Source organism: Bacillus sp. AR8-1 (genome assembly GCF_008042345.1).
In the GTDB taxonomy this organism is placed as follows: Bacteria; Bacillota; Bacilli; order Bacillales; family Bacillaceae_G; genus Bacillus_A; species Bacillus_A cereus.
Genome location: NZ_QNUB01000009.1, coordinates 53249 through 79566, shown reverse-complemented (window position 1 = coordinate 79566; position 26318 = coordinate 53249). Strand labels below are relative to the sequence as shown.

Sequence of the window (26318 nt, the reverse complement as noted above, 5' to 3'; positions counted from 1 at the left end):
TGGGGATGAGGCTTCTATATAAAAAAACACAGTTTACACTCAAACTGTGTTTTTTCGACGTATAATGCTTTATCAACATCTCTTTTTATTCTTTAAAATCTGCAAAAGAACCAGGCCCCTCCTCAAAGTATAAATTCCAAAGGAGGAACCGTTTTTTTATTTACTTATATACGTACAGCTGTACCACTGACAGCAACCATTAACATTCCATCACGAACAACTTCGTAATCTACGTCAATACCAACGATAGCGTTCGCACCTTTTTCTTTTGCAAGTTCTTTCATTTCGCTCATTGCAATATCACGAGCGTCTTTTAGCTTACTTTCATAAGCACCAACACGGCCACCGACAACATCACGAACGGAAGCGAATACATCGCGGACAATATTTGCACCCATAATAGCTTCACCATTTACAATATCAATATACTCAATAATCTCTTTACCTTGAATTCCAGAAGTTGTTGTTACAATCATGACTGACACTCTCCTAATATATTATAATTTTTGATTAGCTTTCTTATGCCATAGAAAAAGTATTTTTGGCACCAGAAACAAGTCTAGTTTCTTACAGAATGAAACCAAGGCAATTGTTTAACATGTGTATCGCTATAACATATGCAATGGATCTTTTAGAAATAAGATAAGCCGCAGTAAGTATCAACGATCCAGGTAAATAAATAGCAATATCCGAAAGTTGGTTCGTATGAAGAAGTGTAAAAATCATAATCGAAATGATAGATGCAATAGCAGTACCAATATGGTAAGAAAAACGATTTATTAATATGTGGCGAAACACAATTTCTTCAAGTATTGGACCCAGAATACCAAATACAAGCAATGTAAATACAAGAGGTACCTCTGCACCCGTTTCAAGGAGCTGCTCTTGGTTCTCTGGTTGACCAGTTGCTAGAAAATACATAACACACTGTTCCACAATTAACGTAAATAAAACTACCATAGGAATACTTACTATTTTCAAAATTGTCTTCTCTTTAAAATAAGTAAAACTTTCAATAATTTCTTTCCTAAAGCAAATGATTCCTACAATAGCAGGTACAGTAAAACCGATGGCACTAAGAACAAATTCTGATTCAACTAAATTGACATTAGCTAAAAGTGATATGCCAAATAGTATGTACAAGCCAATTTGAAATGGTACAAACAGTGTAAAGATTATTAGCATAATGATTTCTTTTTTATTCATTTTTATAAAGTTCACTGTATTGCCCCCATAATTAAATTACCTATAATTTTTGATTTTTCTTTCTGCATAACGCTCTCCTTCTAAATATATTTATATAAGATTCTAAACCGGACGGTTCGGTTCGAATCGAAATCTAATGATACTACAAGTTTCTAGTTTTTTAAACCCTTTTTATAAAGTATTAACAAAATCAAAATGGAAAAAAGCAAATATATTTATATTTCAGTTGCTTTGTTACAATTTAATTCCAGTAATCATTAATGGTTAATCTTTTATAGAATGAAGTGAAAGTGGGGGTAGTTCAAACACTTTAGCTAAACATATTAATAAAAATTATATATAATAATCATATGTCTATACGTTAAAATTAACTATATATTTTTACACCTCTACGATTTTAGATAAAATTAGTTGTATAATATGACTGAATTAAACAATTGGTCATATTGTTTTGACAGAAAATTCACTTAAGTTATATAGGTAATACAATTTGATTAACTTCTTTTCAAACTGTATTGTTTGAGGTTTCCATAAGATAGGGATTGATAAGATATTTCTGTTCCAAACTTATTTATACTTACAAAAAAATTAAGAAAATAGAGGGTAAACATTACCTAGAATATTAGGATCGTTTTCATTAGGAGGATTACAAAGCATGACTAAAGTTGATAAGATTAAAGAAAAAATTATTGAAACATCTTTATATTTATTTAATACTAATGGGATAACTCGCACATCCATACAGGATATAATGACAGCTACTGAACTACCTAAGGGATCTATTTATCGTAGATTCAAAAGTAAAGAAGAAATTGTCCTTGCTGCCTACGACAAAAGTGGTGAGATTATGTGGAGTCATTTTCATAAAGCAATGGAAAATAAAAAGACAGCAATCGATAAAATCCTTGCAATTTTCCTTGTATATCAAGATGCAGCTAATAATCCTCCTATTGCTGGAGGCTGTCCATTACTTAATAGCGCAATTGAAAGTACTGGAGTATTTCCAGAATTACAAAAAGCAGCAGCAAAAGGTTATGATGATACAGTAATGTTAATGGCTTCTCTCATAAAAGAAGGAATAGAGAAACAAGAACTTAAAGAAGATATAGATATTATATCGCTCGCTTCTTTTCTTGCATCTTCAATGGAGGGAGCTATTATGGCAAGTCGCGTATCTAACGATAATATACACCACCATTATTTTATTGAACAAATAAAACATCATCTTTTCTCTTATTCTAAATAAGTGAGAACTTGCAGTGTTTCCATCCAATTTTTATAAAGTTAAATTGAATACATACCCCTTATGGACAGTATCTTTTGTTTATGAGGGGTATTTGAATAGATTTTAGCAAAGGTAGTCTTTAGATGATGTTTCATGTTTCTTATTGAACGATTTCATTATATATAATAAGCGTAATAGAAGTTCAGTTAAATAAAATTCGGTAGTCGAATTTTTTTGCATAAAGCTGTATAATGCTTGTAACGAAAGGGAAATACAGGAAGGGATTTGTAATGAGTTACTATGGAAAAAGATAAACAACAATTAAGCGTTGAAGTTGCAAGATTATATTATCAATCAGATTATAGTCAGCAAGAAATTGCTAACAAATTAAATATTTCAAGACCGACGATTTCTAGATTGTTAAAGTACGCGAAAGAAAAAGGGTTTGTTCAAATTAGCATCGCCGATCCATTTGCGGATTTAGATAACGTTGGGAATTTACTGAAAGAAAAGTACAACTTGTTAGAGGCACATGTTGTGTTTTCTCCAGTACCGGAATATGCAACGATTACAGAGTATATAAGTAAATATGCTGCTGAGTATATGGAAAAGACGGTTAAAAACGGTGATATTGTTGGTGTAAGCTGGGGAATGACGATGTATGAAATTGCTAGAAAAATCGTACCGCAACATGTAAAAGGGGTAGAGGTTGTCCAGCTAAAAGGTGGCATTAGTCATTCGAGTGTAAATACATATGCGAATGAGACGATAGCTTTATTTGCAGATGCTTTTCAAACGACGCCAAGAAATCTACCTCTTCCAGTTATATTTGATAATGCAGTGACAAAAGAATTAGTAGAGCAGGATCGACATATTCATCACATTATCGAAATGGGGAAACAAGCGAATATTGCAGTTTTCACTGTAGGAACAGTGCGAGACGAAGCGCTGTTATTCCGATTAGGTTATTTCGATAAGGATGAAACAAGTTTACTCAAAAAACAATCAGTCGGTGACATTTGTTCACGTTTCTTTGATGGAGACGGAAATATTAGTAGCGAAGAGATTAATCAGCGTACAATTGGAATTGAGTTAGAGGAACTGAAATTAAAGAAACGCTCTATTTTAGTTGCAGGTGGTAATAGAAAAATAAAAGCAATTGATGGTGCGTTACGTGGCGGGTATGCAAATGTATTAATTATCGATCAGCATACAGCAAAAGAACTGTTACATTATCAAAAAGGTTAGAAATAAAAGGAGTTCTCAAAATGTTAATTTTGAGAACTCCTTTTATTTTGTTATGTATGAATGATAGGAGTCTTTTTTGAACACAAATTGCCTTTTTAAAAATAATTATGGATATGGAGATACATACTACCATTGTTAACATAGAAAATTTGATTATATATGAAGTGTTCTTTGTTAGAATGCGCTTTATTTACTACAAGAAAATGCCTTTTAAAAAAATGAACAAAATTTCAAAAGTGTATTTACATTTGTTCAACTAAGAGTTAGAATGAAGTTGTTAAAAGATATGAGGAGTGAAGATAATGAACATTGCAAAGTTAATTGACCATACAATTTTAAAAGCTAATACTACTAAAGAAGATGTTATGAAAGTAATCGAAGAAGCAAAGGAATATAAATTCGCTTCTGTTTGTATTAACCCAACATGGGTAAAATTAGCGGCTGATGAACTAGCTGGACATGATGTAGACGTTTGTACTGTAATCGGTTTCCCATTAGGAGCAAGCACTACTGAAACAAAAGCATTTGAAACAAAAGATGCTATCGCAAAGGGTGCAACTGAAGTTGATATGGTAATCAACGTAGGCGCTTTAAAAGATGGCGATAACGAATTTGTTGAAAAAGACATTTATGAAGTAGTACAAGCAGCAAAAGGAAAAGCTCTTGTAAAAGTAATCATTGAAACTTGCCTATTAACAGATGAAGAGAAAGTACGTGCTTGTGAATTATCAGTAAAAGCTGGTGCTGATTTCGTAAAAACTTCAACTGGATTCTCAACTGGCGGAGCAACTGCTGAAGATATCGCATTAATGCGTAAAACAGTAGGACCAAACGTTGGTGTAAAAGCATCTGGCGGTGTTCGTACACGTGAAGATGCAGACAAAATGGTAGCTGCTGGAGCTTCTCGCGTTGGAGCAAGTGCTAGTGTTGCAATCGTATTAAATGATGCAAAAGGTGCTACAGATAACTACTAATCGATAAAAGCTTAAAGCAATAGATATACGTTTAAAGTATATCTATTGCTTTAATAATTGAAAAAAATGTAAGCGGATACGAATGGGAGGAAACGGCTTATGAAATACTTAATCGGTGTTTTTGGCCTCGTATTGATTTTAGGTATCGCTTGGCTTGCTAGTAATGATAGAAAGAAAGTCAAATATCGTCCAATCATAACGATGGTTATATTACAATTCATTTTGGGGTTTCTATTATTAAATACAAGTGTAGGGAATATATTAATTAGCGGAATAGCAGATGGTTTTGGAGAGCTATTAAAATATGCCGCTGACGGTGTGAATTTCGTATTTGGTGGATTAGTAAATCAAAAAGAGTTTTCGTTCTTTTTAAGTGTATTAATGCCAATCGTATTTATATCAGCCTTAATAGGTATTTTGCAACATATTAAAGTATTACCTATTATTGTAAAATCTATCGGTCTAGCATTAAGTAAAGTAAATGGAATGGGGAAACTAGAATCATATAACGCTGTTGCATCTGCGATTTTAGGACAATCTGAAGTATTTATTTCAGTTAAGAAACAACTAGGGTTATTGCCAGAGAAAAGAATGTATACATTATGTGCATCAGCAATGTCTACAGTTTCTATGTCTATCGTTGGATCATATATGGTGTTATTAAAACCACAATATGTTGTAACCGCTTTAGTGCTTAACTTATTCGGTGGTTTCATCATTGCTTCTATCATTAACCCATATGAAGTTACTGAGGAAGAAGATATGTTAGAAGTACAAGAAGAAGAGAAGAAGACCTTCTTTGAAGTATTAGGGGAATACATTATTGATGGATTTAAAGTTGCGATTACAGTAGCAGCTATGTTAGTCGGTTTCGTTGCTCTTATCGCATTCATTAATGCAGTATTTAAAGGTGTAATCGGTATTTCATTCCAAGAAATTCTTGGTTATGCATTTGCACCATTTGCATTTATTATGGGTGTACCTTGGCATGAAGCAGTTAATGCCGGAAATATTATGGCAACAAAATTAGTATCAAATGAATTTGTCGCTATGACAGATTTAGCACAAGGAAACTTTAATTTCTCAGATAGAACGACAGCGATTATCTCTGTATTCTTAGTTTCATTTGCAAACTTCTCTTCAATTGGGATTATTGCAGGGGCAGTTAAGAGCTTAAATGAAAAGCAAGGGAATGTAGTCGCAAGATTTGGTTTGAAATTACTATTCGGTGCAACATTAGTAAGTTTCTTATCAGCAACAATCGTTGGCTTATTATTTTAATAGATTTATATAATATAAAAAGGAATGGTGATTGTAATGAGAATGGTAGATATTATTGCAAAAAAACGTGACGGCAAAGAATTAACGACTGAAGAAATCAAATTCTTTATTAATGGATATACAGACGGAAGTATTCCTGATTATCAAGTGAGTGCGCTTGCAATGGCAATCTTCTTTAAAGATATGACAGATCGCGAACGTGCAGATTTAACGATGGCGATGGTTGAGTCTGGAGAAACGATCGACTTATCAGCAATTGAAGGAATTAAAGTAGACAAACATTCAACTGGCGGTGTTGGTGATACAACAACATTAGTATTAGGACCGTTAGTAGCTGCTTTAGATGTACCAGTAGCAAAAATGTCTGGTCGTGGTTTAGGACATACAGGCGGAACAATTGATAAATTAGAAGCGGTAGAAGGATTCCACGTTGAAATTACGAAAGAACAATTCATTGATATTGTAAACCGTGACAAAGTAGCTGTTATTGGACAAACAGGAAACTTAACACCTGCAGATAAAAAGATTTATGCATTACGCGACGTAACAGGAACTGTTAACTCAATTCCTTTAATCGCAAGTTCAATTATGAGTAAAAAAATTGCAGCTGGTGCTGACGCAATCGTACTTGATGTAAAAACAGGTGCTGGTGCATTTATGAAAACAGAAGAAGATGCAAAAGAATTAGCACATGCAATGGTACGTATCGGAAATAACGTAGGACGTCAAACAATGGCAGTTATTTCAGATATGTCACAACCTCTTGGATTTGCGATTGGTAATGCTCTAGAAGTGAAAGAAGCGATTGATACGTTAAAAGGTGAAGGTCCAGAAGATTTAACAGAATTAGTACTTGTATTAGGAAGTCAAATGGTCGTACTTGCGAAAAAAGCAAATACGTTAGAAGAAGCTCGTGAAATGCTAATTGAAGTGATGAAAAACGGAAAAGCAACTGCGAAATTTAAAGAGTTCTTAAGCAATCAAGGCGGAGATAGCTCAATTGTAGACAATCCAGAAAAAATGCCACAAGCGAAGTATGTAATTGATGTACCTGCAAAAACTTCAGGTGTTATTTCTAACATTGTTGCAGATGAGATTGGTATTGCAGCTATGTTACTTGGTGCAGGTCGTGCAACGAAGGAAGATGAAATCGATTTAGCAGTAGGATTAATGTTACGTAAAAAAGTTGGCGATGCAGTAAAAGAAGGCGAGCCGTTCGTAACAATCTACGCAAATCGTGAAAATGTAGAAGATGTAAAAGCAAAAATTTATGAGAACATCTCTATCGCTGAAACAGCAGTGGCTCCTAAATTAGTTCATACAGTTATTACTGACTAATGATCATTTCATTTACTTTGAGGGGGAAATAATATGGATAAGAAAATATATATTGAAGAAGCAAACAAGATGTTATCGAAAGCGTATATTCCGTATTCTAAATTTCCTGTTGGCGCAGCGTTAGTTACGAAAGAAGGGAAAATCTATACTGGTTGTAATATAGAAAATGCTTCTTATGGTTTATGTAACTGTGCAGAAAGAACAGCAATATTTAAAGCGGTATCAGAAGGGGAGCGCGATTTTAGTTACTTAGTTATTACAGGAGAAACTGATGGACCGATTTCACCATGTGGTGCGTGTAGACAAGTAATTGCTGAATTCTGTGATCCGAAAATGCCTGTATTACTAACGAATGTAAAAGGTGATGAAAAAGAAGTGACTGTTGAGCAATTACTTCCAGGTGCTTTCACAATTGACGATTTAAAATAAGTTAAAAAGCCATTTTGCAATTATTAATTGCAGAATGGCTTTTTTGTTCATATTCCGTTCATAAACTTTGCGTAAAATGATTGCAGCGAATATGGAAAGTTTACAGCAGGAGGAATATAATGAAGAAATTCTATAATGCGGCATGTAGTTACTTATTGGTTTATGATTTTGCTAAAAAAGTCATTTAAATAGATAGGAGTGGAAAGTATGATAGCACTTTTATCAAGTGTCATAGCGGTTTGTATGGCTGTTGGGGTAATGTTTCTACGTTTTAAAGCAGCGAAAAAGCCGGTAACGAAAAAGAAAATTATATTACCACCAATTTTTATGAGTACAGGCGCGATGATGTACTTTTTACCAGGTTTTCGATTAACATCGTTAGAAATAGTCGAGGCAATTAGTATAGGGATTATTTTCTCTATTTTTCTTATTAAAACAACTAAGTTCGAAATAAAAGGCGAACATATATTTATGAAACCGTCAAAAGCATTCATATTCATTTTAGTAGGCTTATTAGCTGTACGCGCGGCATTAAAGTCATATTTAAGCCAATCAATTGATTTGGCAGAGTTAAGCGGCATGTTTTTCTTACTAGCATTTGCGATGATTGTGTCGTGGAGAATTGCGATGTATCGCTCGTTTACTAAATTAGAAAAGACAATAAAAAGAGTTGGAATTTCTAAATAGGAATTCCGGCTCTTTTTATGTTTTATACGATTGTTTTTTTAGCTTTGATTTCATTTGCTTAATTTTAAACGTATTTGAGCATCTTGTAATGCGGCTGGTGTAACGTTAAGACCATGTTGATCAACAATTTTTGTGTTTAATAAAATGGAATCTAAGCTTCCACGAAATGTTTTTGTATAGTTTTGACGCAGCATTTGTTGTTCTTGTTTTTCATCAACTGTTAATCCAGATGCTTTTTCTTTTTTTGATAATTCGTTAATACGGAATAAAATGTTTTTCATTTGATTCACCTCTAGTTTTAATTAATTACATTAGTTACTTACTAATGTATAGTTATTGTAACGTATCTTTTAATAAGTGTCAATGCTTATAAACATTCATTGTTTTGTAAGTGTGTGGGGTGATAAAGAATGAAAAAACTACAAATACTTGAAATAGGGAAGATGTTAATATACAATACCTAAGTAGGGTATATAAAGTTATTGTTTTACTTTATGAGAGTAATAAGCAAAAAGGAGTATGTAATAATGAATGCAGTAATTTCAAAGAAAGAAACAATCATCTCATATACGATTGCTATTTTATTTATTTTAGCCATGGTAATAGCAGGTGTGTTATTAAATGATCCAGAAGTCATTTTGCCGGAAATAGCGGCAATGGCAATCGCTTTATGGGCATACCGTGAGCCGGGATGGCTAAGACAACCAGAAAAAATCTTTATTGCACCGTCAATAACAGCTGTAATTGGTTTTATGGTGAATCAAATGGATATAGCCTATTTAGGGAAAGTAAGCTTAACGCTTGTATTGATGATGCTGTTTTTACGTGTTATTCAGTCCAATTTAGCACCATCTATTGCGACAGGTTTATTACCATTAGTAACAAATGCGACGGAATGGTCATTTGTTATCTCAGTCTTCGTTTTGACATTTATTTTAATGATTGGTGTTCTTATTTTTAAATTGAATAACGGTATTGAGCGAAAAGTGAATATACAGTATAAATATATGACTGTATTTCTAATACTAAATTTCGTTTGGATCAGTTTATGTTGGATAACTGGTTATGAACAATTAGCGGTTATTCCGCCAATTCTAGTCGTTGTGTATGAATCACTTCAAAAACCGATGTACAATGAAAAAATGGCATTTAAACAAATAGTAGTATTAACTACATCAGCAACTGTTGGAACTTTATTGTATTTTGCGATTGATTCATGGATTGTAGTTACTTTATTCAATATGATATTAATGCTTATTTTATTAAAAATAGTTGGAGTACGTATTCCAGCAGCGTATGCATTTCCCTTACTTCCGCTCGTATTTCCTGATGAAATGATAAAAATGTTACCAGTAGGTTCATTCATTGCAGGGGTATTTTTATTTGGTGCAGTACTATTGTATAAGAAGTGGGAGATGAAACAAAAGGGCATGCAGAAGAGTGAAATATAATTTGTAAAAAAGGTAAGTTCAAATCACTTGAACTTACCTTTTTTATTTATACCCAATATAAGGATATATCATAAATTCCGACTAAAATGAGTAGTACCCCTGCTATAAGTTGAATGTGTTTTCCTATTTTTCGGCTCTTTTTAAGTAGTGCTCCATTTAATCCAAGGTAGGAAATGATGAACATTAATATAACGATAGGGAGAGCAGTTCCTATCGAAAAGAATGTCGGAAACAAGTAACCATAATTATATGAGAAAGATAAAGGGATTAACGTTCCGAAAAATAGAACGAACATAGTCGGACAGAAAGCTAAGGAAAAGAAGAATCCAAGTAAAAATGAGCCAACCTCATTTTGTTTTCGTATAAATTTGATCGAGAAGAAACTTCTTCCTTTTATAATACCTGCCAACATTAGCCCCATTAAAATTAATAAAGGTCCAATTATTTTTCGTAACCATGGGAAATACAAAGTTAATATTTGCTGAATCTCTTTTCCTAAAAACCATACTAATAGTCCAAGTGTCGTAAAAGCTATTATTTTTCCTAAAATGAATAACAATATATGTTTCCATGCATGTCCCTTTTGTAAAGATTGATTCCCATAAAGTGTAATAGCGCTAATGTTTCCTGTTAATTGGCAAGGAGCAAGGGTACCTACAATGCCTAATAAAAATGCAAATAAAAGAGGAATTGATTTCGTAGCATTCGCGACATCCATTAAAGGAGACATGAGTTGATAACTCCACTCGCTAATTGTTGAAAACACGTTATATTCACCTTTCTAATTAAATTGAAATGCTCCTTCTTTCGTAATCTGCTTCCAAGTTTTCCCCTCATCTGTAGAAAGGAACACATTTGCTTTCATTGTAGCAAATACTATTTCAGATGAATTTTGAGGATTTTGTGATATGTACATAATTGCATCTTTAGAATCTAAAGATGGAGTTTGTATGTTTGTTTCTTCATTTGTAGCAATTGATTTCTTCGTTATCATTTGCTTATTGATAGGGGCGTAAAAAACATCTTCATTACTTAATGTAACTGCTGTCGATTCAAGTGATGTAGAGAATAGTTCAAATGTATTTCCGTAATCTGTAGATAAGTAAACACCATCTTTAGCACTTACCGCGACTACACTAGATTGATCAGGATGTACGGAAAAGGAATGAATTGTACTTGAAAGACCTTTTAACTTACTATTTTTCCAATCTTGTCCGTTGTTCGTACTGAAATAAAAACCTTGTTGTAATTTAGAATTTGGACGCTCATTGTATAAATAAATTGCTTCCGTATTATATCCGACAGCAAGGTTGTGAAAATCAGATTCCCCATAAAACGCTAGCTTCTCGAGGGTATTACCGCCATCAGAACTTTTCATTAATCCTAAAGGATTTTTTAAATTTGCACCTGGTTCAGGATGGCCGCTGGCAAAGAATCCGTTCTTTGTTGCCTGAAATCCCATATAATCATGTAGCTCAGTCTTAGTTTCAAACCATTTTCCATTTTGATAAACTTTTATACCACTGTGAGTGGCAATAGAAACTCCGGGCATATTTCCGGCATAGCCAATTCCATGAATGTGCTCGATTTTTCCAGATGTAGTTTCCTTATAGAAGTTTTGCGGACTCGTATTTACTGTTTCTGTATGTTTTCGTTGAGATTGCACCGTGTCTTTCTTCACTGGTGCTGTTTCGGCGTTGCTAGAACATCCTGTAATGATGAATAAAGAAGTAATTGCTATCCCTGTTGCTACATAATATTTCAAAGTTGTAGCTCCTTTCCTATATATGAGATTTTAAGTATATGGAATAAATGTCAAGAAATTGTGGAGTGGTATGCATCATTTAGATTGGAATGGGCTCTAGTAATGAAAATTTTCCTTTTTATATGAGTACTATCAATTGACGAAAAATTATAACAATAATAAAATGAATTGTATTGGGTAATTAGATTTACAAGTATACATAGAACGCTAGGGGGATTATTATGAAATCAACATTTTTTGCTCAAAATAGAGAACGATTAGTAAACACATTACCAGATGAATCTATTACTATTTTATTTGCTGGACAAGCACCTCATATGTCGGCGGATGCACATTATAAATTTGTGCCGAATCGAAATTTTTACTATGTAACAGGAATCGAGGAACCAAATGTTATTTTCATGTTGAAGAAGTTTGGAAATAGTGTTGAAGAAACACTGTTCATTGAAAAATCGGATCCAGTCATGGAAAAATGGGTCGGTAAAACAGTTTCTAACAAAGAAGCAGAGAAAATTTCAGGTATAAAGAAAGTTGTATATTTAGATAGCTTTGAAAAGACAATGTCAAATATACTTTTTACAGAAAATGTGAAGCATCTATATTTAGATTTAGAGCGTCGTGAGTGGAATGGTACGGAGACAAAAACGCTTGCTTTTGCTAAACATGTAAGAGAACAGTATCCACACGTTTTAGTTGGTAATGTATATCCGAATATTTGTGAATTACGAGTGTTTAAAACAGAAGAAGAAATTGAAATCATAAAAGAAGCAATTGCTGTAACGAAAGAGGGTATTTACAACGTACTTAAGCATGCAAAAGCAGACATGATGGAGTATGAATTAGAAGCTCAGTTTGATTTCACATTGAAGTCATCTGGTATTAAGCATCATGCATTCAATACAATTTTGGCAAGTGGGAAAAATGCTACAGTTCTTCATTATGAAGACAATGATGCACAAATTCAAAATGGTGATTTAGTACTGCTAGATTTAGGCGCTCAAAAAGACTACTATAACGCTGATATTAGTTATACATTCCCGGCAAATGGAACATTCTCTAGTCGCCAAAAACAAATGTATAATATTGTATTAAAAGCATTGAAAGAAACAACGAAACTCATTAAGCCAGGAGTAAAGTTTGCTGCATTAAATGAGCATACAAAAAAGGTACTAGCAGAAGAGTGTAAAGAAATTGGTTTAATTCAAGAAGACGAAGAGTTATCAAAATACTATTATCATGGTGTTAGCCATTTCCTTGGTTTAGATACGCATGATGTAGGAACATATAAAGATAGAGTGTTAGAAGAAGGCATGGTTATAACAATTGAACCTGGTCTTTATATTGAAGAAGAAGAAATTGGAATTCGTATTGAAGATGACATTCTTGTAACGAAAGACGGACATGAAAACTTGTCAAAAGATATTATTAGAGAAGTTGAAGAGATTGAAGCGTTTATGAGAGAAAACAATGTAAATATAAAAAAAGATGAAGTTGTTACGAAATAATCATTAGAAGAGGCGCTCAATTTTGGGCGTCTTTTTATTTAGCTCATTGCATATCTCCATATTTTCTTGAAAATCATTTTTTATAATGATTTTGAAAAAGAAAAAGGAGGGGTTTCCATGAAGAGATTTGTGTTAACAGCAGTTACAGTCTCTGTCATATCTTTAATTGCTGCATGTTCTGCGACCACAAATACAACAAACGATCATAAAAATATGAACGATAAAAAAACACCACAGACTGAAACGGCTACAAAACCATTGAAAGTTGAAATAGGACCAGAAGTTACTTTAATAGCGAAAGAAGAAAAGCAAAAATTAAGTAACGGTGTTATTGTTCCAGTCTGGACATTTAATGGCTCATCTCCTGGTCCAGAAATTCGGGTGAAAAAAGGCGAAAAGGTGAAAGTGACATTAAAAAATGAACTATCTGCACCAGTATCTATTCATTGGCATGGGTATCCTGTCCCAAATAATATGGATGGAATTCCAGGTGTGACGCAAGATGCGGTTGAATCTGGAAAAAGTTTCACCTATGAGTTTGAAGCGAACGTACCAGGAACGTATTGGTATCATTCACATCAAGATTCTGTAAATCAATTAGATAGAGGTTTGTATGGAGCGCTCATTGTAGAAGATACAAAGGAAAAATATGATAAAGATTACACATTAATGTTAGATGAATGGGTAACAGATAAAGAAGAGATTAATAAACAGTTAAAAGAAATGACAAAAGGAAAAACAGAAAAAGCAGATGGTAATAAATCTAGTAAGGATAATGAAAATACGAAAAAGAATGATGATAGGAACGACATGGATCATTCCGGTATGGACATGGGCAGTGATAAAAAAGACTCTAGTAATATGGCAGGAATGGACCATGGAAATATGAAGATGGAAGGTCATGATATGAGTATGTATGATTTATTCACAATCAATGGTAAAAGCGGGGATTTAGTAGAACCATTAAAAGTGAATAAGGGGGATAAAGTCCGTCTTCGACTCGTTAATGCTGGTTATCTATCACATGATATACACGTTCACGGTCATGATATAAAAGTAATTGCGACAGATGGTCAACCAATAAACGATCCAAAAGTTATAAAGGATCAAGTAATTTCAATCGCACCTGGTGAACGTTATGATATTGAATTTACTGCTAATAATCCTGGGAAATGGTATGTTGAAGACCATTCAGCAAATAAAGGTGCAAAAGGAATGAAAGCTGTTATTGAATATGATGGCAGCAAAGAGATGAAAGATAAAGCAGATGAAAAAGAAAAATTATCGAAATTAGATATGACGAAATATGGTGCTAAAAAACTAGGTAGTTTCACGCTAGATCAGCAGTATACTGCCACATATAATATGGACTTGAATACGCAAATGAATGGAAATGAAATGGTATATACAATTAACGGAAAGGTATTTCCAGACATTGACCCGATTCCAGTAAAAAAGGGTGATTTAGTAAAAGTAAAATTGGTAAATCGTTCTAAAATGGACGATCATCCGATGCATTTACATGGTCACTTCTTCCAGGTGTTGAGTAAAGATGGAAAACCGATAGAAGGTTCTCCAATTGTGAAAGATACTTTGAACCTAAAACCAGGTGAAGAATATGAAGTAGCCTTTGTAGCAGATAATCCGGGTGATTGGATGTTCCACTGTCATGATTTACACCATGCTTCCGCCGGGATGGTAACAGAAGTGAAATATACAGATTATAAATCTGATTATGTTCCAAACCCAAACATTCCTAATAAGCCAGAATAATATAAAATTTATGGAGTTGATGATAATATAAAACAGCTATCTTAGGGATAGCTGTTTTAATGATTTTTAGCATGAAAAAAGCTGTTTTTAAATGTAATGTTGTGTATTGGGCATATTATTTTTATAAAAGTTTAGGCAGCGGAAGCGATAATGCCTTGTATAAGAGTTACAAGATAAAAAATGCGATTTTTGTTATTTAGGGATTTAAAAAACATATTCGTTTCTGGTTTGGAAGTAGATAATAGAAGAAATCGCTAATTTTTTGTATAATCAGTTGATAAAATTACAGTGGTAAATTTAATGTGTTGTAGTTCAAAAAGGATAGATAATAGCCCCTTACATTTGACCTTTTTTTTATTTTATACTACAATTCGTAGTGCGAAGGGAGGGCGGGTATGTTCAAGCAAAACTATAAGTGAAATGAATAAGGCATAAATTATTTTTTTGACCGCTTGAAGCAAAAATAATAGAAATTATTTGGTGCTCAGAAGGTATCACACTGAAAGGTGTGCAGAAAAAATTAATGTTACAACGTTACAGCACATATCAAAAATTGTTAGCTGATCAGTAGTACAGTATGTGATAGATAAAATAAAGTCACCTTTTGGAAAACAGCGACTAACTTATGGGTGAGTGTTTGTGGCTTTTTTTAAGAATTTAAACTACACAGTGTAGTGGTTTGTGAAAAGAGGCAAAATGAATGCAGCAGATTAAAAGATATGGATTGTACTAGGAACGGGGATGCTTTCATTTGTCTCACCGTGCATCGGTCTAATTTTGACCGCATTATTAATGCTTGGTACAACGAATCCAGATCAAGCGTTTATTTACATTACAGTTTACAAACTGGGATTTGCGATTCCTTTTTTCTTAATTGCCTTCGTACGTTACGAAAGAATGGAATAACACCTCCGTTGAATATCTAGAATAGAGGTTGATAGAAAAGAAGAGTACAACATAAGTAGAAAAGCATTTGATATAAAAAATAATAAACTAAAGATATGATGATACTTAAATGTATTTATGGGAAGGTGTTTAATACCTATGAAAAGAATTTTAGCTAGTGTGGCAGTAGTTTCTGTTACAGGAAGTACATTTATTGGTACTGCTCAAGCGCAAACTTCTATAGTGCCAAAAGACAAAAAACATGAGCAACCTACTGATACAGTAACATATGAAAATCCAGTAACAGTAAACACGAATGTTCTACGTGTTCGCACACAGCCAAATACGTCTAGTGCAATAATGGGGCGCGTGTATGAAGGGAAAGTTTTACAAGTTATTGGAGAAGATAACGGTTGGTTGAAAATTAATCATAACGGAAAAATTGGCTACGTAAGTGGTGAATTTGTTTCGAAAAATGGTATATCAGCGAAGACGAATGTAAGTACGAGTCGTAGTAAAACTGTAACTGCTAATATATTACGTGTTCGCACACAGCCAAATACGTCTAGTGCAATAATGGGGCGCGTGTATGAAGGGAAAGTTTTACAAGTTATTGGAGAAGACAACGGTTGGTTGAAAATTAACCATAATGGAAAAGTAGGTTATGTAAGCAGTCAATTTGTAATAGACGATAGCTCAAATGGAAGTGACAATAACAATGGAAAAGTTCAAGTAGCGAGTGGGAATTACAAAGTTAATGTATCCTCCCTCCGTGTTCGTACAGGTCCAAGTACTTCCCATACGATTTTAGGCTCTATACATAAAGGACAAGTTGTTCAAGTAACTGGTGAAGTTCAAGACTGGGTCAAAATTAACTATAGTGGACAAACTGCTTATATTAGTAAAGATTACATTTCAAAGAGTGGCTCTAATGCAAATGTAGACCAAACAAATGAACAACAAAATAATGTTACGGTTCAAACTGACGGTACATACATTGTAGACGCTACTTCTTTACGTGTGCGTACAGGTCCTGCTACTTACCATAGTGTAATTGGTGGTGTATTAAACGGACAAACATTGCAAGTAACTGGCGGTGAAAATGGCTGGTTGAAAATTAATCATAATGGCAGAACTGGTTATGTGAGCAGTGAATATGTAAAATTCGTTAAAGAGGGTACACCATCAAAACCTGAAACAAGTAATCCATCTACTGGAGCAACAGTTGGTGCCTACTATGTTAACGTAAGCATGTTAAATGTAAGAAGCGGTGCTGGTACAAATCATGGTGTAATCGGTGCTTTATCAAAAGGAATAAAAGTACAAGTTCTATTTGAACAAAATGGATGGGGGAAAATTAATTACAACGGTAAAAACGGTTATGTATCAAGTGAATTTCTATCAAAAACAAGTGAGACTGATGCAGAGGAGCAGCGACAATCCCAAGAGGTAAATACAACTAATGAAATTAAAACAAATGACTTTATTCAACCAGCTGCAGGAAGATATACTTCTGGATTTGAGAAACGTGGTGGGCAAATGCACCACGGATTAGATATTGCTGCTTCAGGAACAGTGCCAGTTGTTGTTGCCGCAAAAGGTGTAGTCACTCGCTCATATTATTCCACAAGCTACGGTAATGTGGTGTTTATTTCTCACAATATTAACGAACAAACATATATAACTGTATACGCTCATTTAAAGAGTCGTTCTGTTACTGCAGGTCAAAAAGTGAAGCAAGGACAACAACTTGGCATAATGGGGAATACAGGACAATCTGAAGGACAACACTTACATTTTGAAATCCATAAAGGTGAATGGAATGCACAGAAGAGCAATGCTATGGATCCAAAACAATATATTAGTTAAGTAAGAATTTTTTATTTTAAGATGGGGGTATTGTATACCTCATCAAACTAAGAGAACTGAATATCTATGAACTGAAAAAATATACTATCAATCATGTAGATTTAGAAGGTTCATTAAGTGTAGAAAAGTAGAAAAATAATTGATGGTGAAGATTACGACATGAATTAATTTGAAAAAGAGAGGTCACAGCATTGTAATTCTGTGACCTCTTATTATATAATGCAAAGCTATTATTTATTAGTTTTCTGTATAATTATTAATCCTGATCCCATGTCAGAAGCTAAACTATAGTTATTATCTACAAATACTCCAAATAATAAGTAAGTCGCATCCGTAAACCACATTTCATTTGGGGCTGACGATTCAAAAGTGTTTTTTATTTTCATTTGTTAAAAAATAAAATTATCGATTATAGCTGCTAGTGTTTATGGATAGGTTGTTCATGTTCAGAGGGGAACGGTAGGGTATGATCTGGGAATGTTACGAATACAGTAAGAACAATTACTACGCTGATCGAAAGTAATAATAAAAAACGCCGTTCGATAAAAGTAGAAAAGGTTTCTGATAAAAGTTGAATTATACATGACATAGTTATTGTTATCGTAAGTAAGAGACTAATGAACAGTATACTATGAGCTTGTTGAGCGTTTAACATTTCTGTAATCATTGCTCCCATCATACTTGCCATTAATCCAGAGAACATTCCTTCTAAAGCAGTATATAGGTGAAAACGTAGACCGATTAAGAAACCGATAAAACCACTAATTAAAATAGCAAGCAAAGTAGAATATAGTAATTCCCCCTTAAAGAGAATGCCTAAGTAAAAACCAATACTTAAACCGATACTCATACTAAAAGACATAATAAATACCATATACTCCATTAGGGTACCCTTACGTTTAGAAATATAGGATGTAATAAGAATCGAGGTACAGCAAAGTGTTAAGGTAGTTAACGTATAAGCAAACATTATGATACCTCCTTGTCCTATCGTTCATTTCATCATATGTTTATATGGAGGGTACTTATGCTTATTAATATCTGCATATTATCTGCACAATTTCATAGATGTAAGCAAAGGAACGCTTGATTTTTTAGGGCGTCTTTTTTAATTATAAGCATGTGAAAGAAATTGTTATATTATGAGTTTCTATTGTGAAGCCATAAAGAATAAGCGTATAATATTATAGGTCTCCCATTTGCGAGACAAACCGCGAATGATAAATAAGATTGTTGTTTTATCATCGCTTCTAAACATATAGACAATGAAAGTAACACTGGAATACAGATAGGGAGTTATAAAATGAAATTAATTATTGCCGAGAAACCAGATCAAGGGTTGGCTCTTGTTTCACAGTTTAAATATCGCCGGAAAGATGGATATTTAGAAGTAGAAGCGAATGAGTTATTTCCAAATGGAGCGTACTGTACATGGGCAATTGGTCATTTGACGCAGTTATGTAATCCAGAGCATTATCACGCAGAGTGGAAAAAATGGTCACTTAATACATTACCGATGATTCCAGAACGTTTTCAATTTGAAGTAACAAAGTCAAAGTATAAGCAATTTAACGTAGTGAAACAGCTGTTACATAATCCTCAGGTAACAGAAATTATTCACGCGGGCGATGCTGGGCGTGAAGGGGAACTGATCGTACGAAATATTATTAATCTTTGTAACGTGCAAAAGCCGATGAAACGTCTATGGATTTCATCTTTAACGAAGCAAGCTATTTACCAAGGATTTAAAAATCTACTTGATGAATCAGATACAATTAATACGTATTACGAAGCATACACAAGATCTTGCGCTGACTGGGTTGTTGGTATGAATGCATCACGTGTCTTTAGTATTTTGTTAAAGAAAAAAGGAATGAATGATGTATTTTCTGCTGGTCGTGTCCAAACACCAACGTTAGCATTGATTGTAAAGCGAGAGAAAGAAATTGAAAACTTTAAGTCAGAGCCTTTCTGGGAAGTGTTTGCAACCTTTAATATAGAAGGAAAGAAATATGACGGAAAATGGGAAAAGGATAATGAATCCCGCTTAAAAGACCCTGATATGGCGAATAAAATTGCGGCATTTTGCCAAGGGAAACCGGCTGTTGTGAAGGAAATGAAAACGGAGCGTAAAGAGTTTCAGCCGCCGCTTTTATTTAACTTATCATCACTGCAAGCAACGGCAAATAAAGCCTTTAAGTTTTCACCGAAAAAGACGCTTGATATAACGCAAGCACTCTATCAAAAAGGGATTGTTTCTTATCCACGTTCAGATTCTAACTATGTTACACAAGGAGAAGCAGCGACGTTCCCTGATATTTTACAGAAGTTAAGTCAGTTTGATGAATATAAAGGCTTATTACCGGCTCCGGTTGAATCCATTATGAATAACAAGCGTTATGTAAATGAAAAGAAAGTAACAGATCACTACGCAATTATTCCGACAGAGCAAGTTACAAACCCAAGCAGACTATCAGGTGATGAAAAGAAAATATACGATATGATCGTAAGAAGGCTTATTGCAGCTCATTATGAAGTTGCAATCTTTGACTATACAACGATTGTAACGCTTGTAGATGAACGTGCTGAATTCATTTCAAAAGGAAAACAGCAAATTCAAGAAGGTTGGCGTAAAGTTATTTTCCAAGACGATAAAGATGACGAAACCATTCTTCCAATTGTAGCTGAAGGCGAAGAAGGAAAAGTTGTAAAGGTGAAAGTGAAAGAAGGAAAAACACAGCCACCGAAGCGCTATACAGAAGGACAACTTATTACGTTAATGAAAACAGCTGGTAAGTATTTAGAGAATGAAGAGCTGGAGAAAGTATTAAAGAAAACAGAAGGTTTAGGTACGGAAGCGACTCGCGCAGGTATTATTACGATGCTGAAAGACCGTAAGTATATAGATGTAAAGAAAAACCAAGTGTATGCGACTGATAAAGGAAAAGTATTAATTACCGCAATTGGTGATAAAATACTAGCTTCACCGGAAATGACTGCGAAATGGGAACAACGTCTTGCGGAAATTGGTGAAGGTACAGCTTCACCAGCTACATTTATGGAACAGACGAAAAAGCTATCAGCTAAAATTATTGAAGACGCAGTGGAAATGTCTGAGAAGTGGGATTTCACGGGACTACATGTTGAATCGATTGAACGGAAAGGATCGAAATTTACAACGGGTAAAAAGGTTGGTAGCTGTAAAAAATGTGATGGTGATGTAATTGATAAGTCAACGTTTTACGGTTGTTCTAACTATAATACAACGCAATGTGATTTCACCATTTCAAAGAAGATATTAAGTAAAACAATTTCGCAAAAGAATATGACAAAGCTCTTAAAAGGTGAAAAGACTGATTTAATTAAAGGTTTTAAAAAGGGCGAGAAAACGTTTGATGCGAAATTAGAGTGGAAAGATAATAAGATTAATTTTGTATTTGAGAATTAATTTGTTAAAAGAGCATGACATAAAACTGTCATGCTCTTTTGTTTTTCTTTTATTTAAAATTTAACGATAAAAAAAATCCTTTAAATAATAATTTTTTATTGTAAAACGATAAATTTTGTATTAAAATCAAAATCATAATAAATGAGTGAGGTGCTTTTGTTAAAAGGTAACAACCTTATTTTTAAAATTAGAGGAGGTATAACTATGAACATTAACAATTTGATTGTTAAAAATATGGATAACCCCCATGAGTTGGAGAAGATGTATAGAAAAGATCCGAAAGCTTTTAAAAAAGCATTCTCACAAGCATGGGACCAAAACCCTGATTCCCAGGTTCTAGGTGCTTGGTATGAAAGGTTGCATTTCAAGGAGAAAGTAAATAAAGAAAAAACATCTTTGTTTCAAAAAGGTTTCTTATTCATGGGCCTTTTAGCTATTCTGGCCGGCATAAGCACCAGGATCATTTTCCACTTTGTTGAGCAGGAAGCAATTGCTCCAATTAACTTGGCTTTTGGTGTAATTCCCTTTATTGCTGCTTATTTTGTTTACAATAATACTCCCAAAAAAAGTATTATTTATTCCCTTGCAGCGTTGTTCCTTATTTCCGGGATGTATCTTAATACGTTGCCATTAAATTATAAAGACAGTACCATTCTTGCTTATTTACATCTTCCTATATTTTTATGGGTCTTAGTAGGGCTTGCGTTTACAGGAAATGAATATTCAAAAGGCAGTACAAGATTAGCCTATATAAAATTTAATTTAGAATATTGTCTTCTCTACGCCAGCATGGCAGTGAGCGGAATGATACTAGCAGTATTCACCATGCGTTTATTTAGCTTTGTTGACTTAGATATAGGAGAATTCTATTTTAGTAATGTTGTTTTATTTGGAGCAGCGGCTCTCGCTATTGTGGCTGCATACTTAGTATCAATGAATCTTAAGCTTGCTAAAAATATTACACCATACATATCTAAAATTTTTAGTCCTCTCGTCCTGATCACGTTGCTTATCTATCTTATAACGGTAATTTGGGTCGGGAAAAATCCGTTCTTGGATCGCAATTTCCTAATGGCCTTCAACGGAATCCTCCTTGGTGTATTGGCTGTTACCATATTTTCTATCGTTGAAAGTGACTCGGACGAGAAAAAGAATATTTCAGATTATATAAATTTTTCCTTAATTGTTCTGGCGCTTATTATTGACACTGTCGCATTGTCAGCCATAGTATTTAGACTTTCTTCTTACGGGATTACACCTAATAGACTTGCTGTTTTAGGAGTAAACATACTGATTTGGGCAAATCTCATTTGGATTATGTTTGCCTATATGCGTTTCTTGCAAAATAAATCAGGACCAAAAGCTATCCAAGATGCCGTTACGAAGTATTTGCCAATATACGGACTTTGGGCAGCTTTCGTCATATTTACGTTTCCTATCATTTTTAATTAGAAAGGATCTGTTAATGCGGGAGTGGTGAGGGCTAATAATCATTGGGGGATGAACAAAACCCCCAATGATTAAAGTTTCACTTTATTACAATTGGTATTATTACGTTTGTAGTTTCGGTAATTTCATTTGTAATGATAAATAAGAAATAAGTGTTGTATGTAATCTTTCCATAATAAAAAACGTCCCAAAATGGGACGTTTTTTATTATGCGTATTGCCGTTTTTTCTTAATAAGCAACAAAACTTGTGACACACAAGCTAGTACCGGTAACTCAATCAATGGTCCAATAACGAGTGCAAGTGCGATAAGAGGTTCGTCTGGAAAAGCGGTTACAGCGATAGCGAGTGCAACAGGTGAGTTTCTTGCTAACGTTGTTAAGCTTAGACTTACTGTATCTTTGTAAGATAAATGCATCATGCGCCCGATAAATTGTCCTAGTAAAAAATTGATGATGAAGAACAATAGAACAGGAACGAGTAATAATAAAACAACATTCATATTTTGTAGTAAATATTTACCTTGTGATGCAAACATCGCTACTATTGCTAAACTTAAAAATACAATTTGAGCAGAGCTAAAAAACGGAATGAGTTTATTCTCGAGAGGTTCAGCTTTTTTCATTTTATTCATAATGAATTTTGTAGCGTGTGCAAGTATAAATGGTAAGACGATTACGATAACAATACTTTCTACTAAAACAGAAATCGCTACAGCTTTCATGACACCAGCAAATAAAAATAAATAAATTGGAAGGAGTAGTACTTGCAAAATTAAATTTACAGGTAAAATTGCAGTAGAAAGTGCTACATTTCCTTTCGCTATTTCAGTAAAGATTAAGTACCAATCTGTGCATGGAGTAACCATTAACATTATAAATCCAACCCAAAGTGCTGGATGATCTGAAAGAAATAGTGCTCCTAATCCCCAAGTGAGTAAAGGGGTCCATAAGAAGTTAATAGTAAGACTTGTTCCAGCAAATTTTAAATTGCGAAATCCGTTTTTTATTTCTTTTAATGGGATGCTGAGGAATAATCCATATAGCATGAAGAATAAGAAGGGGACAATAAATTTGTCTGAATACGTATGTATCATATTAAATTGTCCGAGTACGATGCCGCATGTAACAGCAAAAAGAATAATAAAAGTTTGAATCTTTTCTATAGTGCTCATGAATAAATCCTTTCTATATATGAATTTTCCTCTCTAAGTTTATTATACAAGTAATAAAGATGTATTTGGTGTTCAATTGTATCTCGCTTAATATTTTTAAGTCGAGATTTTATTTTTTATTAAAAGTTACTTGACTAAAGTAAGTGACTATATTACAATCACTTACATAAGGTAATTAAATAACAAAAAGTTGCAATGGCGTAACTTAAGGTATCTATTGGAACTTTTTCTTAGAATAAGAATTTTTATGATGATGAATAATGAATATGAAAAGAAAGATTAGGTGAAGAAAATGGGACTATTTAGCTCATTATTTGGTAAAAAAGAAGAAAATAAGAATGTAGAGGGGAATAAAAAAATGTCAAAAGTATTATTTGTAAAAGCAAACGATCGTCCAGCGGAGCAAGCAGTTAGTTCAAAAATGTATGAAACATTTGTAAGTACTTATAAAGAAGCAAATCCAAATACAGAAATTACGGAATTAGATTTATTTGCATTAGATCTTCCTTATTACGGAAATATCGCGATTTCAGGTGGATATAAACGTAGCCAAGGTATGGAGTTAACAGCTGAAGAGGAGAAGGCAGTTGCTACAGTAGCTCAATATTTAAATCAGTTTTTAGAAGCTGATAAGGTTGTATTTGCATTCCCATTATGGAACTTTACAGTACCAGCACCATTAATCACATATATTTCATACTTATCTCAAGCTGGAAAAACGTTTAAATATACAGCAAATGGCCCAGAAGGTTTAGTTGGTGGTAAGAAAGTAGTTGTGTTAGGTGCTCGTGGTTCAGATTACTCTTCAGAACAAATGGCTCCTATGGAAATGGCAGTTAATTACGTAACAACTGTACTTGGATTCTGGGGAATTACAAATCCAGAGACAGTTGTAATTGAAGGACACAATCAATATCCAGATCGTTCACAACAAATTGTTGAAGAAGGTCTAGAAAACGTTAAAAAAGTAGCAGCAAAATTTTAATTCATGATAGTAAATGGAAAAACCAACATGGATGACCATGTTGGTTTTTTAGTCTATTTTTCATGTTAAAAAATGTATATTTATAAAATAAAAGAAAAGTTCGAAAATAGTATTGCAAAATATTATATAGCAAACTATAATGAATTCAAGAATAGTTGATACTTAAATTAAATATTCAGAAAATTCAATTAGTTAAAATTGGAAAATGAGATAAGGAAACTTGAATGGGGGTTATATTATGGCGAATAAAGTACCGTTTTCGTTCATAGTAGTTATTGGATTAATGTTATTTGCACTATTTTTTGGAGCGGGAAATTTAATTTTTCCAGCGATGCTTGGTCAATCAGCTGGAGAGAATGTATGGATTGCTAACGCTGGATTTTTAGTAACTGGTGTTGGATTACCATTACTAGGTGTACTAGCATTTGGTTTTTCAGGTAAAGATGATTTGCAGTCGTTAGCTAGTCGTGCTCACCCAGTGTTCGGGATTGTATTTACAACAGTTTTATACTTAGCGATCGGTCCGTTATTTGCAATACCGAGAACAGGAAATGTATCTTATGAAATTGGTCTTAAGCCGTTTATGCCAGAGGGAGTAGGTTCTACACCTTTAATTCTTTTCACAATTATATTCTTTAGCATCACTTGTTTTTTTTCGCTAAATCCCGCGAAAATTGTCGATATTGTTGGAAAAATTTTAACGCCAATTAAGTTGACTTTCATCGGTATTTTAGTAATCGTTGCTTTTATACATCCGATTGGAGATATGCAAGCACCAGTGGAAGCTTATACATCACATGCATTCTTTAAAGGATTCCAAGAAGGATACTTAACGATGGATACGCTCGCATCATTCGTATTCGGGATTATCATCATCAATGCTATTAAAGAAAAAGGTGCGAAAACGAAAACACAAATTATGGTCGTTTGTGCAAAAGCGACAATAATTGCAGCATCTATTTTAGCAATTATCTATACAGCTCTTTCTTATATGGGTGCTTCAAGTGTTGCAAAGCTTGGACATTTAGAGAACGGCGGAGAAGTATTAGCGAAAGTTTCTAACTACTATTTCGGATCATATGGCGGAGTATTATTAGGATTAATGATTACAGTAGCTTGTTTAACAACTAGTGTGGGACTTGTATCAGCATGTTCTTCATTCTTCCATAAGTTATTCCCAAATGTTCCTTACAAAGCAATTGCAATCACACTATGTGTATTTAGTGCAATTGTTGCAAACGTAGGATTAACACAATTGATCGCAGTTTCTGTTCCAGTATTAACAGCAATTTATCCACTAGCAATCGTATTGATTTTCTTAACATTCTTCCATTCATTATTCAAAGGAAGAGCTGAAGTTTATCAAGTGAGCTTAATCGTAACATTTATCATCAGCTTATTCGATGGATTAAGTGCAGCTGGAGTTAACATTGAAGTAGTAAGCCAAGTGTTCACTAAATTCCTTCCGATGCAGGGAGTAGGATTAGGCTGGATCTTCCCAGCGATTATCGGTGGATTTATCGGATATGGCATTAGCGTTGTAAAAGCAAAAAATCAAGTTCAACCAGCTAGTGCGAATAAGAAAATAGGTTAAATAAAAAAGTTATAGAACTTGTTTCTATAACTT

General features: G+C 33.8%; 23 protein-coding genes and 1 pseudogene. 17 read left to right on the top strand and 7 right to left on the bottom strand.

Annotated elements, in window-relative coordinates:
• Positions 1-164 precede the first annotated feature (164 nt).
• A complete protein-coding gene (locus DN400_RS05865; RefSeq protein WP_097912518.1) occupies positions 165-476 on the bottom strand; it encodes a heavy metal-binding domain-containing protein in 312 nt (103 codons plus the stop codon).
• A gap of 91 nt (positions 477-567) precedes the next feature.
• Positions 568-1221, bottom strand: a complete 654-nt coding sequence (locus DN400_RS05860) for a CPBP family intramembrane glutamic endopeptidase (RefSeq protein ID WP_001009301.1) — start codon at positions 1219-1221, stop codon at positions 568-570.
• Between the two features lie 640 nt (positions 1222-1861).
• Here DN400_RS05860 and DN400_RS05855 point away from each other — a divergent pair.
• The 7 genes from DN400_RS05855 (at position 1862) to DN400_RS05825 (ending at position 8388) form a co-directional block, all read left to right on the top strand.
• Positions 1862-2452: a TetR/AcrR family transcriptional regulator gene (locus DN400_RS05855; RefSeq protein ID WP_000169640.1), complete on the top strand. Its 591-nt coding sequence runs from the start codon at positions 1862-1864 to the stop codon at positions 2450-2452.
• Between the two features lie 279 nt (positions 2453-2731).
• Positions 2732-3679 (top strand): sugar-binding transcriptional regulator, encoded by a 948-nt coding sequence (locus DN400_RS05850; RefSeq protein ID WP_000409787.1) that lies wholly within the window; start codon positions 2732-2734, stop codon positions 3677-3679.
• Positions 3680-3981: 302 nt separating this feature from the next.
• A complete protein-coding gene (deoC, locus tag DN400_RS05845) occupies positions 3982-4653 on the top strand; it encodes a deoxyribose-phosphate aldolase (RefSeq protein WP_001017440.1) in 672 nt (223 codons plus the stop codon).
• Between the two features lie 99 nt (positions 4654-4752).
• Positions 4753-5934, top strand: coding sequence for a NupC/NupG family nucleoside CNT transporter (locus DN400_RS05840; protein ID WP_000876188.1), 1182 nt, complete (start codon positions 4753-4755; stop codon positions 5932-5934).
• Between the two features lie 36 nt (positions 5935-5970).
• Entirely contained in the window at positions 5971-7272 is a 1302-nt protein-coding gene (locus tag DN400_RS05835) for a pyrimidine-nucleoside phosphorylase (protein ID WP_002093946.1), read from the top strand.
• Between the two features lie 33 nt (positions 7273-7305).
• Entirely contained in the window at positions 7306-7701 is a 396-nt protein-coding gene (locus DN400_RS05830; RefSeq protein ID WP_065228642.1) for a cytidine deaminase, read from the top strand.
• A 207-nt stretch (positions 7702-7908) separates the two neighbouring features.
• Positions 7909-8388 (top strand): CcdC family protein, encoded by a 480-nt coding sequence (locus DN400_RS05825; RefSeq protein ID WP_065228643.1) that lies wholly within the window; start codon positions 7909-7911, stop codon positions 8386-8388.
• A 50-nt stretch (positions 8389-8438) separates the two neighbouring features.
• Here the strand turns inward: DN400_RS05825 and DN400_RS05820 are convergent, their stop codons facing one another.
• Positions 8439-8669 (bottom strand): DUF896 domain-containing protein, encoded by a 231-nt coding sequence (locus DN400_RS05820; protein WP_000789775.1) that lies wholly within the window; start codon positions 8667-8669, stop codon positions 8439-8441.
• 246 nt (positions 8670-8915) lie between these two features.
• Between DN400_RS05820 and DN400_RS05815 the strand changes: the two genes are divergently transcribed.
• Complete coding sequence (locus DN400_RS05815) at positions 8916-9839, top strand: hypothetical protein (protein ID WP_065228644.1); 924 nt, start codon at positions 8916-8918, stop codon at positions 9837-9839.
• 46 nt (positions 9840-9885) lie between these two features.
• Here the strand turns inward: DN400_RS05815 and DN400_RS05810 are convergent, their stop codons facing one another.
• Both DN400_RS05810 and DN400_RS05805 read right to left on the bottom strand, forming a co-directional pair.
• Positions 9886-10605, bottom strand: a complete 720-nt coding sequence (locus tag DN400_RS05810; RefSeq protein ID WP_222124026.1) for an urease accessory protein UreH domain-containing protein — start codon at positions 10603-10605, stop codon at positions 9886-9888.
• A gap of 15 nt (positions 10606-10620) precedes the next feature.
• A complete protein-coding gene (locus tag DN400_RS05805; protein ID WP_046955046.1) occupies positions 10621-11604 on the bottom strand; it encodes a F510_1955 family glycosylhydrolase in 984 nt (327 codons plus the stop codon).
• Between the two features lie 221 nt (positions 11605-11825).
• Between DN400_RS05805 and DN400_RS05800 the strand changes: the two genes are divergently transcribed.
• The 5 genes and pseudogenes from DN400_RS05800 (at position 11826) to DN400_RS05780 (ending at position 17636) form a co-directional block, all read left to right on the top strand.
• The gene (locus tag DN400_RS05800; protein WP_065228646.1) at positions 11826-13109 is read left to right on the top strand and encodes an aminopeptidase P family protein; all 1284 of its coding nucleotides are present in this window, start codon (positions 11826-11828) and stop codon (positions 13107-13109) included.
• 117 nt (positions 13110-13226) lie between these two features.
• Positions 13227-14882 carry a multicopper oxidase family protein gene (locus DN400_RS05795; protein ID WP_065228647.1) on the top strand — a complete coding sequence of 552 codons (1656 nt, stop codon included), beginning with the start codon at positions 13227-13229 and terminating at the stop codon, positions 14880-14882.
• A 431-nt stretch (positions 14883-15313) separates the two neighbouring features.
• Positions 15314-15405: pseudogene (locus DN400_RS05790) on the top strand (BlaI/MecI/CopY family transcriptional regulator); the annotation flags it as partial.
• 218 nt (positions 15406-15623) lie between these two features.
• Entirely contained in the window at positions 15624-15788 is a 165-nt protein-coding gene (locus tag DN400_RS05785; protein WP_080477857.1) for a sulfite exporter TauE/SafE family protein, read from the top strand.
• Positions 15789-15926: 138 nt separating this feature from the next.
• Positions 15927-17636, top strand: coding sequence for an SH3 domain-containing protein (locus DN400_RS05780; protein ID WP_097912515.1), 1710 nt, complete (start codon positions 15927-15929; stop codon positions 17634-17636).
• Positions 17637-18054: 418 nt separating this feature from the next.
• Here DN400_RS05780 and DN400_RS05775 read toward each other — a convergent pair whose 3' ends face one another.
• Positions 18055-18606 carry a hypothetical protein gene (locus DN400_RS05775; RefSeq protein WP_097912513.1) on the bottom strand — a complete coding sequence of 184 codons (552 nt, stop codon included), beginning with the start codon at positions 18604-18606 and terminating at the stop codon, positions 18055-18057.
• A gap of 333 nt (positions 18607-18939) precedes the next feature.
• On the opposite strand from DN400_RS05775, the gene topB reads away from it, so the two are divergent.
• Both topB and DN400_RS05760 read left to right on the top strand, forming a co-directional pair.
• The gene (gene topB, locus DN400_RS05765) at positions 18940-21084 is read left to right on the top strand and encodes a DNA topoisomerase III (protein WP_000766771.1); all 2145 of its coding nucleotides are present in this window, start codon (positions 18940-18942) and stop codon (positions 21082-21084) included.
• A gap of 204 nt (positions 21085-21288) precedes the next feature.
• A complete protein-coding gene (locus DN400_RS05760) occupies positions 21289-22536 on the top strand; it encodes a DUF4153 domain-containing protein (protein ID WP_001024718.1) in 1248 nt (415 codons plus the stop codon).
• A gap of 204 nt (positions 22537-22740) precedes the next feature.
• On the opposite strand, the gene DN400_RS05755 is transcribed toward DN400_RS05760, so the two are convergent.
• The gene (locus DN400_RS05755) at positions 22741-23706 is read right to left on the bottom strand and encodes an arsenic resistance protein (RefSeq protein WP_071714431.1); all 966 of its coding nucleotides are present in this window, start codon (positions 23704-23706) and stop codon (positions 22741-22743) included.
• Between the two features lie 292 nt (positions 23707-23998).
• Between DN400_RS05755 and DN400_RS05750 the strand changes: the two genes are divergently transcribed.
• Both DN400_RS05750 and brnQ read left to right on the top strand, forming a co-directional pair.
• Positions 23999-24691 carry an FMN-dependent NADH-azoreductase gene (locus DN400_RS05750; protein ID WP_147801573.1) on the top strand — a complete coding sequence of 231 codons (693 nt, stop codon included), beginning with the start codon at positions 23999-24001 and terminating at the stop codon, positions 24689-24691.
• 238 nt (positions 24692-24929) lie between these two features.
• A complete protein-coding gene (brnQ, locus tag DN400_RS05745) occupies positions 24930-26285 on the top strand; it encodes a branched-chain amino acid transport system II carrier protein (protein ID WP_071714430.1) in 1356 nt (451 codons plus the stop codon).
• Positions 26286-26318: the final 33 nt, after the last annotated feature.